Source organism: Paenibacillus sp. HW567 (genome assembly GCF_000374185.1).
GTDB lineage: Bacteria > Bacillota > Bacilli > Paenibacillales > Paenibacillaceae > Paenibacillus_AQ.
This window is the reverse complement of the sequence record NZ_KB910518.1, coordinates 6314372-6329907: the sequence shown is the minus strand read 5'-3', so window position 1 is coordinate 6329907 and position 15536 is coordinate 6314372. Positions and strand designations below refer to the sequence as shown.

General features: G+C 48.7%; 12 protein-coding genes. 10 read left to right on the top strand and 2 right to left on the bottom strand.

Going from position 1 to position 15536, the window contains the following annotated elements; all coding sequences use genetic code 11:
- Nucleotides 1-192 precede the first annotated feature (192 nt).
- The 9 genes from B212_RS0128230 to B212_RS0128190 all read left to right on the top strand — a co-directional run bounded on the left by B212_RS0128230 (nt 193) and on the right by B212_RS0128190 (nt 11218).
- Nucleotides 193-2757: a hypothetical protein gene (locus B212_RS0128230; protein WP_019914673.1), complete on the top strand. Its 2565-nt coding sequence runs from the start codon at nt 193-195 to the stop codon at nt 2755-2757.
- Nucleotides 2754-3929, top strand: a complete 1176-nt coding sequence (locus B212_RS0128225) for an efflux RND transporter periplasmic adaptor subunit (RefSeq protein ID WP_019914672.1) — start codon at nt 2754-2756, stop codon at nt 3927-3929. Before B212_RS0128230 ends, B212_RS0128225 begins: the two co-directional genes overlap by 4 nt.
- Nucleotides 3926-4621 carry an ABC transporter ATP-binding protein gene (locus tag B212_RS0128220; RefSeq protein ID WP_019914671.1) on the top strand — a complete coding sequence of 232 codons (696 nt, stop codon included), beginning with the start codon at nt 3926-3928 and terminating at the stop codon, nt 4619-4621. The genes B212_RS0128225 and B212_RS0128220 overlap by 4 nt, the downstream gene beginning before the upstream one ends.
- Nucleotides 4618-5790: an ABC transporter permease gene (locus B212_RS0128215; RefSeq protein ID WP_019914670.1), complete on the top strand. Its 1173-nt coding sequence runs from the start codon at nt 4618-4620 to the stop codon at nt 5788-5790. Before B212_RS0128220 ends, B212_RS0128215 begins: the two co-directional genes overlap by 4 nt.
- A gap of 67 nt (nt 5791-5857) precedes the next feature.
- Complete coding sequence (locus B212_RS0128210; protein ID WP_019914669.1) at nt 5858-7309, top strand: sensor histidine kinase; 1452 nt, start codon at nt 5858-5860, stop codon at nt 7307-7309.
- A complete protein-coding gene (locus tag B212_RS0128205; protein WP_019914668.1) occupies nt 7306-8001 on the top strand; it encodes a response regulator transcription factor in 696 nt (231 codons plus the stop codon). Before B212_RS0128210 ends, B212_RS0128205 begins: the two co-directional genes overlap by 4 nt.
- Nucleotides 8002-8373: 372 nt before the next feature.
- Nucleotides 8374-10110 (top strand): hypothetical protein, encoded by a 1737-nt coding sequence (locus B212_RS35595; protein WP_019914667.1) that lies wholly within the window; start codon nt 8374-8376, stop codon nt 10108-10110.
- Nucleotides 10111-10127: 17 nt separating this feature from the next.
- Entirely contained in the window at nt 10128-10379 is a 252-nt protein-coding gene (locus B212_RS0128195) for a hypothetical protein (RefSeq protein ID WP_019914666.1), read from the top strand.
- 416 nt (nt 10380-10795) lie between these two features.
- Nucleotides 10796-11218, top strand: coding sequence for a hypothetical protein (locus B212_RS0128190; RefSeq protein ID WP_019914665.1), 423 nt, complete (start codon nt 10796-10798; stop codon nt 11216-11218).
- 229 nt (nt 11219-11447) lie between these two features.
- Here B212_RS0128190 and dhaK read toward each other — a convergent pair whose 3' ends face one another.
- Nucleotides 11448-13208 carry a dihydroxyacetone kinase subunit DhaK gene (dhaK, locus tag B212_RS34160; protein WP_019914664.1) on the bottom strand — a complete coding sequence of 587 codons (1761 nt, stop codon included), beginning with the start codon at nt 13206-13208 and terminating at the stop codon, nt 11448-11450.
- Between the two features lies 1 nt (nt 13209).
- The gene (locus B212_RS0128180) at nt 13210-14346 is read right to left on the bottom strand and encodes a glycerol dehydrogenase (RefSeq protein ID WP_019914663.1); all 1137 of its coding nucleotides are present in this window, start codon (nt 14344-14346) and stop codon (nt 13210-13212) included.
- Between the two features lie 170 nt (nt 14347-14516).
- Here B212_RS0128180 and B212_RS0128175 point away from each other — a divergent pair, with 170 nt between their 5' ends.
- Nucleotides 14517-15527 (top strand): PocR ligand-binding domain-containing protein, encoded by a 1011-nt coding sequence (locus B212_RS0128175; protein ID WP_019914662.1) that lies wholly within the window; start codon nt 14517-14519, stop codon nt 15525-15527.
- The last annotated feature ends 9 nt before the right edge of the window (nt 15528-15536 follow it).

The following is a 15536-nucleotide window of genomic DNA, read 5'->3' as shown; positions in this document are numbered from 1 at the left end:
ATTCGGGTGTTACAACGGATATTGGCTCAATATTCCAAAAAGGTTCAATCTCTCTGCGAAAAATTACCAACCGTTCAATTTATAAAAAGTTTAACTTCTGTTTAAGTTTGCGCCAAACTCTCCGCTTCTTTATTTATCCCTATTTTAAAACTGCCTTTTATGATAGGGCTATGAAGAATAGGAGGGAAAAATATGAAGAACTACCGTGCCTACGCCGTGCTGCTGGCGGGAGCGATTGCTGTTAGCCAGCAGCCGCCCTTACCGGCATTTGCGGCGCCCGCCAGCGTTCCTATCAACAAAGCCAATCCGCAGAATACCGATGCTCTGGCTAAGCTGGCCTCTATCTCAATTCAGGCTGGCGTCAGTGTGAAGCTGACCGATGTGCAGCTTGCGAAGGAGGAAACCGGGAACAGCCTGATTTATACACTGACTTATACCAATACAAGCGGTAGTCCTTATAAGCTTTTCAATGGATTCTCAAAAGTTACAACCCCTGAAGGCGTAGAGATCAAGAGCAACGCTGTACCCGAAGATAAGAACAAAGTGGAAGTCCCCCCCAAGGACCAGCTATCCGTTACATACTACGTGAATGTCCGCAAGACGAACAAGCTCAGCGGGCTTAAAATTTCAATGTTCGGCTGGGACTTCAGCGGTTCCGAGTACCAGAAGAAGCTGGGCACCTTTGCCATCCCGGCAACCTATTCCTCTTACGTCCAGCGGGGCCAGAGCAAGAAAATCACCATGAGCAGCTTGCCGGTGTCCCTCAAGCCGGAGACTCTGCAAATCTACCACTTCAACAGCAAGACATATGCCAAAATCGCCTTAAGCCTGACCAATCTCGGCTCCAAGGTACTCAGTGCTCCCGCCTACCGGGTATATCTGGAGTCCTCCGGAGGCTCCATGTTCGAGCTTGCGTTAAGCGACACCAGCCGTGACTATAAAGTGCAATCCGGGGAGAAGAAAACGGTCTACTATCTGACTGAACTCCCCTCCTATACAAATACAAACAATATGTCTCTGTCCATCACCAAGGAAAATACGGAGCTTAAAGTGAGCCTGCCAGTGTCCTCCTTCGTGCTGCCTGCTGCAACATCTCCAAACCTCAGCGTAGCTTCGTATGCGATGAAGAAGCTTGGCATCAACAGCAACACCGTGGAGACACAACTGAAAAAAGCCTCCGTCACGGTTAAGGGCGACAAGGCATTGTGGAATCTGCAATTCTGGGTAAAAAATGCCGGCAACAAAGCAGTAACCCTGCCGAGCTATGATGTATCCGTCAAAGCCGCAGAGGGTTATACCCTGCCGGTAAACAACAAAGCGTTCAGCAGCCTTACACTGAAGCCGCTTGAGGAGCGGATTCTCCAGTTCTCTGCCGAAGTGCCGCTTGAACTGAGCCAGGCAGCCCTTCAGCTCCAGTTGGTAGAGCCGGCAGCCGAAGGCAAAATCATCTTTCCTGCAGCCTTTTATCAGATTCCTTATAAGCTGGAACAGGACCGTTACGTAAATTCAGAATATATACTCGACAACAGCTACGGAACCTTCGGCATCAATCTGGATTCTATCGAACGTATGCCTTGGTCCGCTGAAGATGTGGTTGTAGCCAAAGTCCGCATCCGCAACACCAAAGCTTCCACGGTTACGCTGCCTTCGCTCACCGGGACGATGAGAGCCGGAACCTATGATCTGGGCAGCTCGGTTCAGGTCGTTGCAGCCGATTCAGACCCTACGCTGACTTCAGGGGAGAGCGCCAGTTATTATGTGATCGGCAAAATCCCTTACGAGCTTAGCTTCGAGCAAATCAAAATCGAGCTTACCAGCGGTTCCGGCGATACGGCGGAGGCCTTCCTCGCATTGAACACAAGACAGGTGGCCGCTGCGGTCCCTGCGGTAGACCAGGGCAAATCGTTCCACATTGAAACGCCAGGCAAACGGGCGGAGATCAAGGAACGCCGGACCACTGTATATCCGGGAACGAGCAAGAACATCGTGTACACAGAGCTGGAAATGAACAGCGAGGAGACCCGTAAATCGGATCAGGCCAAGCTCGTAGCGTACTATAAGACTCCTGGAGATGATTATTACGAAGCAGAAATCAGCCAATCAGAGCTGGGGACCGGACCTAAAGGCAAAAGTCTGGTAACCGTGTGGAGCAAGCTGCCGTTGTCCTTAGACACCTCGAAGCTGACCCTCTATGTCGGGGAGGGCGTGAGCGAAGGCAAGCTTACGCTGCCGGGCGGAACGCCGACGGCTTACATCAACACGGTAGCACTCGCACTGAACAAGCAAACGCCGGCTCCTCTAACCGCTCTTAGCGGCGGTGTAGAGCTGTTCCCTTATAGTCTCACGATAACCAGCGCTACAGGGACTTTGAATGAGGGCCAAGACACCCTCTCAACCAACCTGACCTACAGCCTGGGCAAGAGCAGCATCTATGATATGGGAGCCTATGGGCATAAGCTGGTTGTCCAGCTAATGGACCCTTACGGCCAAAGCCAGGAAAGAACACTTACACCCGGTACGGATCTTACACCAGGACAATTCATGACCTATTCCACAACCTTCACCAGCAGCTTATATAAGACGCTAAAGGGCGGAAATTTCATTCTTAATCTGTACGACGAGTTCCAGGGCGAGCGAATTAAGCTGGGCAGCCAAACCTACAATCTGACCTACGTCCCGACACCAAAGACCCCTGAGCCTACAAGCACCCCTGCCCCTAAGGACAGTACTAACACGAACGGTGGAGGATCATTATGAAGATAAAAAAAGGGGTCTGGATATCGGCTGTAATCATCGCAATTGTGGCAACAGGTACGGCGGTATATACCTTATCGCCAGACAAAAGCAAGCAACAAGACGAGGTAACCGTCAAAACAACTGCGGTGCAAAAGGGAGACATCTCTGTCATTGTCAAAGGCTCCGGCTCTGTCAAAGCTACACACTCAGAAACGGTCTTCGCCAAGGATCAGGGGAACGTGGCCCGGGTATTGGTCAACACAAATACGCGGATTAAGAAAGGCCAGGTCTTGATGACGTACAAAGCGACAAATGTGGACACCAGCCTGCGGCAGCAGCTTAACACGCTAAGGCAGAATCAGAACGCGCTCCAGGACAAGCAGGACCAGTATAAGAAGCTTGTAATGGATGGTGCGGCGCAAGGCGAAGTGGACACGGCGAAGCTGGCTATTGAAAGATCCAAGGAGGATATCACGGCGACTGAGGCTGAAATTGCCGCGCTGCACAAGGATCAGGCACCTCATGCCCCATTGGCCGCGCCGATGGATGGAACGGTTACCAAGATAAGCGTATCTTCAGGCGGAGCGGTCATGAGCGGCGCGGAAGCCTTCAAGATTACCGACTATAAGAATCTGAGCGCTACCATCCGGGTTGATGAGCTGGATATCCCGAAGATCGCGCTGGGAATGGCGGCAACGGTTAAGCTGGATGCTCTGGCGAATAAGCTCTACTCCGGCAAAGTGGTCGCAATTGCAGATGAAGGCAAGGTTACAAACGGTGTATCCCTGTTTGATGTTACAATCCGCCTAACCGATCCCAGTGCTGTAAAGGCCGGAATGTCGGCGCAGGGGACGATTCAAATCGAAGAGAAGAAGGGGATTCTGGTGCTTCCTATTGAATCCGTGACCCAGAGGGGCGACAAGTACTTCGTTCAGGTGTTGGACACTACGGCGAAGACAACGAGCCCGGACATGACCCCTGTACCTGAAGAAAAAGAAGTCAAAGTCGGCGTTCACGATGAGAGCCAGATTGAGATCACCAGCGGGCTGAAGCTCGGGGATCAGGTGGTGATTCCGACCGTAATCGCGCCTAGCGGCGCAAGCCCGGCTTCCCAGGATCAGGGCTTCTTCGGCGGAGGCGGGGAAGACAGCGGAAACGGCGGAGACGCTCCGGCCGGAGGCGGTGGACTATGAGCAGTGAACCCTTGATTCAGATTGAAAATATGGTCCACGGCTATACGATGGCAGGCGAACGGATGACGGTATTAAAGGGCATCTCGTTCACAATCACCCACGGAGAATTTGTGGCAATCATCGGCCCGTCAGGGTCAGGTAAATCAACGCTCATGAACATGATCGGCTGCCTGGACCTTTCAAATGAAGGAAGCTATTCTCTGGACGGGCAGGATGTCAGGAAGCTATCAGACAACCGTATGGCGAAAATCCGCAATGAGAAAATCGGATTTATCTTTCAGAACTTTAACCTCTTGCCGAAGCTCTCCGCTGTAGAAAATGTAGAGCTGCCTCTGATTTACCGGGGCATGGCCCACCGGGAAAGAAGAAAGCTGGCCGAGGCGGCACTGGAAAAGGTAGGGCTTCACGAACGGCTGCATCACCGTCCGAGCGAGCTGTCCGGGGGGCAGCAGCAGCGGGTAGCCATCGCCAGAGCGCTCGCGGGCAATCCCCCTATGCTTCTTGCGGATGAACCAACCGGAGCGCTGGATACGAAGACAGGGCAAGAGGTGATGCAGATGATCAAGATGCTGAATGCCCAGGGGCATACGATTATTCTGATTACGCATGATCTGGAGATTGCCAAGCAGGCGAAACGGGTCATCCGGATTCAGGATGGAAATCTGGTAGAGGATCGGAGAAATGACGAATGATCTTTTTTCAAAGCATACGCATGGCGCTCATGAGCATCATCGGCAACAAGGTTCGTTCGTTTCTTACAATGCTGGGAATTATCATCGGCGTATCCTCCGTCATCCTGCTGGTCTCAGTCGGACAGGGTGTCACCGGCCAGATTTCGGGTCAGCTAAGCGATCTGGGCACGAACCAGTTGTCGGTTATGATCACAGGGCGGGGAGCCGTCAACTCGCTGGATTATGACGAGGTGATGGCCTATGCCAAGCTTCCCGGCGTAGATCTCGTCTCCCCCAGCATCAGCAGCAACGTTACAGCCAAATACCGCACCAAGAATAAAACCGTCCCGCTCGAAGGGATTACGCCGAGCTACGAGAAGGTGAGAGATTTTCATGTTCAGTCCGGCAGATTCCTGCTGGAGATAGATAACCAGTACCGCCAAAAGGTAGCGCTGATCGGCTCGTCCACTGCCAAGAAGCTGTACGGCACGGAGAATCCGGTGGGCCAGGATATACAGCTTAATGGCAATACCTTCAAGATCGTTGGCTTATTGCAGACCAAAGGCACGTCACTTACCGGATCTAACGATGACAAAATTCTCATCCCCTTAGCTTCGGCTGAACGGCTGCTCCAGAGCAAAGGCATCCAGAATTTTACCGTCAAGGCACTGAGCGATAAAGAGGTTACGCCCGTCAAGACAAGCATTGGAGCAGTCCTGGATAAGAAGTTCCTGAAAGCCAAGGATTCCTACAGCATTTTTGATTCCAAAGAAATGATGGACACGGTCAAAAAAACCACCAACACCCTTTCGATCGGACTCGCAGGGATTGCCGGAATTTCCCTGATTGTCGGCGGTATCGGGATCATGAATATCATGATTGTCTCGGTCAACGAACGGACAAGGGAAATCGGCATCCGCAAAGCCATTGGTGCTAAAAAGCGGGATGTGTTATTGCAGTTCATGATTGAGTCCATCTTCTTAAGCACCCTTGGCGGTGTAATAGGAATTGGTGTCGGATTAGGCTTCACTTGGTTAATCGGAAAGTTCACTTCACTGCAGGTGGGCTATGCGTGGAATATGGTCACGATATCGTTCTTGTTCTCCCTCTTCATCGGTGTATTCTTCGGACTATTGCCAGCCAACAAAGCAGCACGGCTACGGCCGATTTATGCACTGCGCACGGACTAATGATCCAGGGGTATTATGATATGATTGAACAAGTAGAAACGGCTACAGGAAGGGACTGGGAAATGGTATGACCATTAAGCGGCGCTTGTTCATTTCAAATATCCTGATGATTGTAATTCCTGTGCTCATTTCACTGCTTATCATCTTTGTGGGCGGGGAGATTATTTTTCGAGCCTCGCAGGACAGCGTTCAAAAAGATAATCAGTTCTTTGACTCGCGCGGCGATCTGATTCAGAGAGCCAAGCAATTTCTTGAGAACGGAAACGAACAGAAACGGGACAAAAATAAGGCAGCGCTGGAGAAGATATTGGAAAAAAATGAGCTGAGTCTGGATATTTACTCTTCGGAAAAGAGTCTATTCAGCTTCGGAACTCTTCACAGCCAGTATTCGGGAGAGCTTACTAAGGCGATTTGGGCATTGCACGGGGAAGGCTCCGCCTCCCTCAAAAACGAAGAAGTGTACGCAGAGAAGATGAACGTAAACGGCACAACGTATACCGTGATCATTTACAACATCATATCTGATTACAATTATGATGAAGTCCCGCCTGAGATCATTATTCTGGGTATTTTATTCTTCGTGGGCACCATAGCCGCCATTGTCTTAACGAACCGGTTTCTTACCCGCTTTGTGTTCAAGCGGATTAAGCAGCCCCTGGATACTTTGGTGGACGGCGTTCATCAGCTCAGGGACGGCAATCTGGATGTTAGAATCCGGTACGAGAACAAGGATGAATTCGCCTCCGTTTGCGAGGATTTTAATGATATGGCTGTACGCCTCAAAGAATCTGTACAGCTTATACAGAAACAGGAGGAGAACCGGAAAGAGCTTCTTGCCGGAATATCCCATGATCTCCGCTCTCCGCTAACCTCGGTCCGGGCCTATTCAGAAGGCTTATTGGATGGCGTGGCCCAGACACGGGAGTCTCAAATCAACTATATCCGCATGATTAAAACCAAAGCCGAGGACATCGACCGGATGGTGGCCAAAATCTTTTTATTTTCAAAAATGGACCTGGGGGATTATCCGTACGACCCGGAAGCGCTGGAAGTTAATCAGGAGATATTGTCGCTAGTTAAAGCTACCGCTGAAGAATATAGAGAGAACGGGCTGGAAGTGAGCGTCACTGCTCTGGCAGCAGACCACGTGCTTATCTTTGCAGATCCGGTTCAGCTTAACAGCATCTTTACTAACCTTCTGGAAAATAGCCTGAAATATAAAATTAAAGAGCAAGGTCATGTAAGCATACGTACTGAGGTCAAGGGTAACGAGGTCTTGATCTATGTGGACGATGATGGGCCTGGTGTGCCGGTGGAAGCCCTGGATAAATTGTTTGATGTGTTCTACCGCAGCGATCCTTCGCGCAAAAATCCGAATAAAGGCAGCGGATTAGGACTTGCGATAACGGCAAAGGCAGTGGACCGGATGGGCGGAAGTATCCATGCTGAGCCCTCTCCGGCGGGCGGTTTATGTATGGTGATCAAGCTGCCAGTTCTAAGCAAAGGGGCTATAGCATGAAGAAAATATTAATAATTGAAGATGACAGCGCCATCGCTTCGATAGAGCGTGACTACTTGGAAATTAACCAGTTTGCGGTGGAGATCGCCGAAGACGGGATAACCGGGGTAGAAAAGGCGCTTTCGGGACAATTTCAACTCGTTCTGCTCGATCTGATGCTGCCGGGCGAGGATGGTTTTTCCGTGTGCCGCAAGCTCAGAGACAAGCTCGATATTCCGATCCTGATGGTTACAGCCAAGCAAGAGGATATTGATAAAATCCGCGGTCTGGGACTCGGAGCCGATGATTATATCATCAAGCCCTTTTCTCCAAGTGAGCTGGTCGCCCGGGTCAAATCCAACCTGGCACAATATGAACGCCTCAAGGGCGGAAATGTGACGATGGCCCAGAACAGCAGCATTGAAATGGGACCGTTCGTCATCAATACCCAGTCGCATCGAGCTTATCTTAAAGGGCGCGAGCTGGATTTGAAGAAAAAGGAATTTGATCTTTTATATTTTCTTGTGGTCAATGCGGACATCGTGTTCAGCAAGGACTCATTATACGAGCGGATTTGGGGTTATGATGCCGTAGGCGATAATGCCACAGTAGCCGTGCATATCAACAGGCTCCGCGACAAAATCGAAGAGGACCCGGGCAATCCGAAGTATATTCAGACAGTCTGGGGAGCCGGGTACCGGTTCAAGCCTTGAGGTATGGGGTATCAGTGTTCAAAGTAATACTTAAACCAAACAGATCACAGTAATTATTCGAGAAAATCTCGCTTATTACTGTGATCTGTTTTTTAAAAAAATTAAAAGAGGACCAGACGCATCCAGTCCCCATAAGTGTAAGCCGATTATAAACGAATTGGAAAATAAATCCGATAGTAAAGGGATAGTTCTAATATATTTTGCAATATATTGCAGTGAATAATAGCAAAAAAACTACTTGGCTGTACTGCCCAAACCTCGCTTCTATTCTGAAGTCTGTTATTGTAGTGAAGCTACCGGGGTAATCAGCCCTATGAACGGTAAACGGGCAGAGATCATATCAACTAAATACTTAAGAATCAGGGGGAACGCATGCCTTCAACAAAGCTAATATTTAATGCAGATGAGGTCGAACGCCTGCGAACGAAAATAGGCCAGGTGAGCCAGGACACGAATCTGCTGTACATGCAACTAAAAGGCCAAGCCAACAACTGGGGTGGCATTCCATTGGGACAAGACCTGGTACAGGCCCAGGTGCTGATCAATGAGCTAACGGTAGAGGCCGAAAAGCTCGAAGATATCATCCGTCAGGCTGTAAAGGGCGTCCAAGGCCTTCAGGAGGAGAATAAACGGCAAGCGAGCCAGCTCACTCAGCAGTTCAGCCTCTTTACAGGTATGTTCGGAAGTTTCGGAGGAAGTGGAAGCCAAGGGAGGTTTTCGGTTCCACCCTTTGCGCAGAAGGCAGCGACGAAACTGATCTCTACGATTGCTACCCTGATGGGACGGGATGAGCTGGATAAAGATCCAGCAGTAGAGAAACTCCGGGACATCCTCCAAAAGTCTGGATTCGGAACTATAGAGGGGATTGCAGCGCAAAGCAAGCTGAACGATATCTATGAAGCGCGGAATTTGATCGCGAAGGCGCAAACGGCCTACGAGGTCTACCAGGCATTTGGAAATAAACCGCAAATGAATGCGATGCACAAGCTGGCGGAAGATGCACGCAAGAAGCTGGAATCCCTGGGCGTTGATAAGGTTCAATATGAAGCGGGAAAAAATCTAAGCGCGCACTTCAAGCAGCCGGCGGTGAAGGCGTGTGACTATGATCCGTCGATCACGACCAGTAACGTGTCGTTGGTACAGAATGAAACGTATCTTCTACTGTTGCGAATGGCGATGGAACCGGGAGATCAAGGCGATTTGGCGAAGAGCCAACTTGCCGGGAAACGGCTGGAAATTAAAGAAGCGAGTGCCGACCTAGACGATAAAGGAGTCTTTGATTTTAGTGAATATGATAAAAAATTAATAGGAAACACATGGGTTCTAAGTAAAAATGGAGTCACAGACCAGAGAGCAGCCCAAGCGAGTATTGCTTATCAGAAAGCGGTTCAAAATGGAGAAATTAAAATAAAGCAAGAATCCCTGGGTGTGGATGTCATACAGGAACAGACGAAAGCGGCAATAGCGGGTTATAATTATTGGACCGGAGAAAAACTATCTAAAATACAAGCGTATGCGATAATCATTAGTGGTATCATGTATAATTTTCAAGGGATTAGTGGTTATCGTGGCAAAATAAATAAAAATTTAAAGCTACCTTACGGATCAGTTAGAATTCCAAGGCCTAGTGTAAAAGAGCCGGTTACGGGAATACCCGAAATTCCTCCTCCAAAATCAATCAAGCCACTAGAGCAGGTGGTTGAGGGGACGGGTAAAGTTCAGACAGGTGGGAAATCTGATATTTTTGACCCGGATGAATATTTAAGAAATCTTGATAAAGCCGATGAAATGTACGATACTTTTAGGAGTTCAACCACGGATGTAGCATCAATAACAAGAAATACTGGTATGAAGGAGACTAGGGTTCAGAGAATAAGGGAGCATTTGTTTATCAAAGAACATATAAAAGACCATGGTGTTGGGCGCTTTGATGCTGATTATGATATTGCTCAAGCTTGGGAACGACTGCAAAAAGGGACGTACAAACAAAGTGATATAGATTTACTAAATCATGAATTGTTTGAGTCGAGATTCGAAGGAATCTTCAAAACAAATTATAGGACAGCACATGATAAAACTTTAGAATCAGGTCGTCCGTGGAATCCATAATAAGGAGGAGACATATATTGGCTTCATTCGTTTTGTTACTTAAGGAAATGGAAGATGAGGAAAAGGTTATTTATAAATTTGGTCCGAATGAGATTGTTTTGGGGAGAATTGAATTAAATAAAATAACAAGGAAGTTTGCCGAATTAGACCCGATTCCTGACCCGAACATTTCAACAAAATTTTATTTCGACAGAGCAGCACAAAAGTTATCAATTTGTTTCATTAGGGAAAATGGACATTTCCCCGATAGAACTACATTTGAATCTTAATGTTAATGAAAACCTTGATTGGCTTTCGTGCCTTTCAAGGTTTTTTTCATTGGTGGGCTACCAGTGCCGAATGAACTTATCATCCACCTAATAACACAAATAACCCATGTAATACCTGTATGAAGATTTCTCCCTTTCGGTTGTACGCACATAAGATGCTTTAATTTTATAACCTAAATAACGCTATTTCGTTACAATGAACAGGTTGATTATGGTCAGATATCACCATGATTGACCTGTTTTTTGTTATGTTCGCTTTCTTACGGTTTATCCAAATTTACCCGCAACTGTAGATTACCCTGTGGCGATAGTGAGGGAGAGGAAGACGCTTTAAGGTAATAACATTACTGCTGGATATCCAGTGGGAGGTAAACCAACGCCAGGATTTGAACCAATAAATTAGTGGAGGTAAATTTGTGAAATATGAAGAACTTGACAAATTAATAACTGAGATGTCAGGAGAGAATGCTTCAGATGATTATTGGTATGATGTTGGAGTAAATGATGCGATGACGTTGTTAGAAAAATTCTCTGAATTAGATTGGAAATTGCTTAGCGAGAATATAATGGATAAGTCGTTAGAGTGGCAAAAAAGAGTAGTATATTGCTTTGAAGAAGAAAATGATGCAAGAGAAATTAGTATAGTATTATCACTTATTGAAACAACAGACAAAGAACTATTTGAAATGTGTATTGACTCTTTAAGATTTTTGATTAATGAAAAAAACAAAGAATATATAATAAATAACAATGAACTTATGGAGAAATTGATCAAAATGGCATCGCTTGATAATATGACAGGTAGAATATGTAGGGAGTTTCTTAATAAATTGCAATAGATATGATGATACACGAGTTGTTAATTTTCATAACAATAGGGCTACAAAAGTACTATAATTATTTTGAAAGAAATGTGTATGTAATTTATTGGTGAAGATTCAGTAGGCTAGCAATCCTTTGCTAGGCCCACCACGCGGAGAGCGATGGGGAGTCAAATTTGTTATTGATCCATAAAAAAAGCCCGTATCAGCTATGTCTCAAGCTAATCAGGCTCTATAATTAATCTCCCTATTGCATCGCCTTCGCAAGCCCGGTGAAAATAACGCCGAGTGCAAAAGCGCCCGCGTCGGGGTAACCGAGGCTTCTCTCACCGACTGTGCCGGCTCTGCCCATTCGGGCTACGATGCCCCCGGTCTTCTCCGCTCCTTCTACCGCCGCATTGGCTGCCTTGGTCGAAGCAGACGCGAAGTCTTCGCCTTGATGCGCGCTGCGCTGCCACGATTCCGCGTAAGGAACCAGCGCGTCGATCAGCGTCTTATCACCGACAACCGCGCCTCTGCCGAAGGCTCTCTCTCCTGTGTCTTGGATGCCCTTAACCACAGCAGCCATCATCTCAGCGAACTCCTGCATGGATAGCTCGGTTTTGTCTTTGGCAGATTTGCCGGCGGCCCGAAAGCCTGATCCCCAGATCGGACCGGAAGCCCCGCCGCAGTACTCCATAATAACCAGTGAGCAGGCATCCAGGAAGCTTCCGATATCCCCAACATGGTTTTGGACGATATCCGGCCATTCTGTTTTGAGTTGCTTGAACCCTTTGGCTACACTCATTCCAAAATCTCCGTCGCCGGCATGAGCATCCAGTTCACAGAACGGAACCTCATTCTCAATAATGATTTCACTCATTTTATCTATGCCATAAATCAGGTTGTTTAGAGAAAGCTTATCTCCGGTAATCTTGGCATAATCGGCATTTGTCTCGCATTTGAAGGATACCGCCTGCTTTTGCTCCGGCTCTTTAACGGTTTCAACGTAGCTAACCGGCTCGAAGGGTCCTTGCAGGAACAGGGCGGGCGTGTGGCACTCGTCAGCGAGCAGCTCCTTCAATTGATCGTCCAGTTGCATGAGCGACAACGATGCCCCTGCCATATCTATGCTCGTCATGAAATTGCCAGCCAGCACGTTATAGACCGTTACTTGTCTAGCCTGTAGTTCACGCATTACTGAATTACTTAACAGATACAACTCCTGAAGCGGGGTAGCCCCGAAGCCGTTAACCAGTACGGTAACCTCCCGGACCGGATTACCGGCTGCGCTCAAGCTCTCCAGCAAGGCAGATACCATTCGCTGAGCCAATTCATCGGCCGACACCATAGGCTCCTTGCGGATACCCGGCTCACCGTGAATGCCGACCCCGTACTCCATCTCACCCTCCCCGAGCTGGAAGGTTGGCGTTCCCTTCGCCGGGACCGTGCAGGAGGTGAACGCGAAGCCGATGCTTCGGGTATGATCAATGGCCTTTTGGGCCGCAGCTTTTACCTGACTTAAGGACATCCCCCGTTCGGCTGCCGCGCCGGCGATTTTATGCACCAGCACTGTTCCGGCCACGCCTCTTTTGCCTACAGTGTAGAGGCTGTCTTCCACGGCGATATCATCATCCACCTTCACATAATCGACCTCTATGCCGTCTTCGCCAGCAAGATAAGCGGCATTTTTGAAATTCATCATATCGCCGCTGTAATTCTTGATGATCAGCAGGGTTCCCTTCCGGCCTGCCGTAGCACGGATCGCCTGGTACACTTGAATTTGTGAAGGGGAAGCAAAAATATCACCGCAAACGGCAGCATCCAGCATCCCCTTCCCGACAAATCCGGCATGGGCCGGCTCATGTCCGCTTCCCCCGCCGCTGATTAACGTTACTTTCTCCTGATTGAGCTTCTTCTTCCGGATAATTTTGTACTTGCTGTTAAACTCCAAATCTGGATGGGCCAGCACCAGCCCGCTGCACATTTCTCTGACCAAGGTTTCCGGCGTATTTATTATTTTTTTCATCTCATACCCCTTTTTCCTTCTTATAATGTTGTCCAAGCTGGTCGGCTACCCGAATGGCTGCGGCAACCGCTTCTGCCGTAACCGGGAATGGCATCGAATGAATCGACTCCTCCGGGATACAGGCTTTTTGGGCTACATTCAGCAGTTCTTCCTGCGATACGCTATCCACTCCAATGTCGGCAAGGCAGACCGGAAGGCCGATGGCCGTACAGAATTCCAGCACCTCATTCAATTCACTCTGCGGGGCATTCTCCAGCACCAATTGGGCGATGGTGCTGAACGCTACTTTCTCGCCATGATAGTAGTGATGGGTTCCCTCGAGCGAGGTCAACCCGTTATGAATGGCATGGGCGGCCGCCAAGCCGCCGCTCTCGAACCCAAGACCCGACAAAAGGATGTTAGCTTCGATAATATTCTCCAGCGCAGGCGTAACCAGATTGCAGTCACACGCTACCTTCGCATGTATTCCGTCCTTCAATAACGTTTCGTAGCAGAACTTAGCCAGCGCCAGCGCCGTATTCGTTCCCCTCGCCTCACCGCACACGCCTTCACGAACGCCGCAGGGCAGGCCGGCGTTGACCTTCGAGTAGGAGCTGGAAGTCGCTCTGGCTTCAAAATAAGTGGAGAGCGCATCCCCCATGCCAGCCACCAGAAATCTTGTCGGGGCATTGGCAATTACCGTTGTATCAATCATGACCACGCTTGGGCTTTGCTTGAAATAGGCGTAGTCGTCAAACTGCCCTTCAGGTGTGTACAGGACGGCTGAATGGCTTGTCGGCGCATCCGTCGCTGCTATTGTCGGCACGATTATCAAGGCTTCGCCTTCGGCTACGCATTTAGCCGTATCAATTGCTTTTCCCCCGCCCAGTCCAATCGTACAGGAGCAGGAATTCGCCCGGGCAAGCTCCTGAAGCCGCGAGACCTCCTCCCGTGAGCATTCCCCGCGGAAATTACTTTCAACCAATGTGATCTTGAATTTATTTGCAGTGTGGTCCAGTTTGGCTTGTACCCGCTTCACATCATCCGGGTGGGCGATCAGCAGCGCTGAATTGCCAAAGGTCTGAACGAAGTAACCCAAGTTGAGCAGCTCATCTTCACCTTGCACATACTTGGTTGGACTGATAAAAGCTTTTCTCATCGTAACTCCTCCTCATATTTCTGCTTTAGGTCAAGTATAGTCTGCCCATTGTCGGTAAGCATTGTACTTTACGAACTAATAAAAGCGTTTTCAGATTGTGTTTTCTTGTTATATACTCAATGGATAGTAGAATCTTGCACTTGATCCTGAAGACAAAGGAGCGTACACTCATGAGCAATCCGCTGTTCAACCTGGAGAACATTATTGATATCGAGAAATGGCATATGCTCCAGGACTCTCTTGCACTGGTCACCAAAATGGCGATTATTACCGTCAACTATAAAGGCGTTCCCGTGACTAAGCACAGCTACTGCCAGCCCTTTTGCCAAGGAGTGAGGAAGGATGATATCCTATCCCCTTATTGCCAGAAATGTGACGCAAGAGGCGGACTTGAGGCTGTGCGGCTGAACGCCCCGTATATCTACAAATGCCATTTTGACATCATTGATATTGCCATCCCGATCATTATTGACAATCAATACATCGGAGCCATTATGGCCGGGCAGATCAAGCTGCGCGATTCGGATGAACAGCTTGAGCGATTGGTCTCGCGGCCGCCGAGCACTCAAGCAGAGAGCAAGTTCAAGGCGCTGGAAGCAGCCTATGCGTCCCTGCCAACCTTGTCGTATACAGAGGTCTCGACCATCGCGGATATGTTATTTCACCTTTGCAATTACATTGTAGAAGAGGCTATTACTAAGAATACTACAATACAAATGTATAAAAAAATGGACCTCGCCCCTCCTTCCGGCCAAGCCTACGGCCAGCTTCAAGCGATTCAAAGCGAGCTGTCCCATACGCTGGTTGAACATTCTCTCAAGGGGCTGACCCTCAAGCAGTTCCGTCCGTCCAACCCGCTGCTGCAGCCGGCCTTTGATTATTTCTATGAGCATAAAAATAAAAATTTCACCCTGCAGGAGATGGCCAAGCAATGCCACATTAGCCCCAGCTATTTCAGCCGGATTTTCACCAAGGAGACCGGAGAAAATTTCTCTTCCTTTGCACCACGGCTAAAGATCGAATGGGCCAAGCAGCTTCTGGAGACAACCGGCCAGTCCGTCAATCAAATCAGCGATGCGCTGGGCTTCTGCGATGCGGGTTATTTTATTAAAACATTCAAGAAGTTCGAGCATCTCACCCCTGCCGTGTACCGGAGCATGCACCGGAATCAGCAGCAGTAAGTACAGATC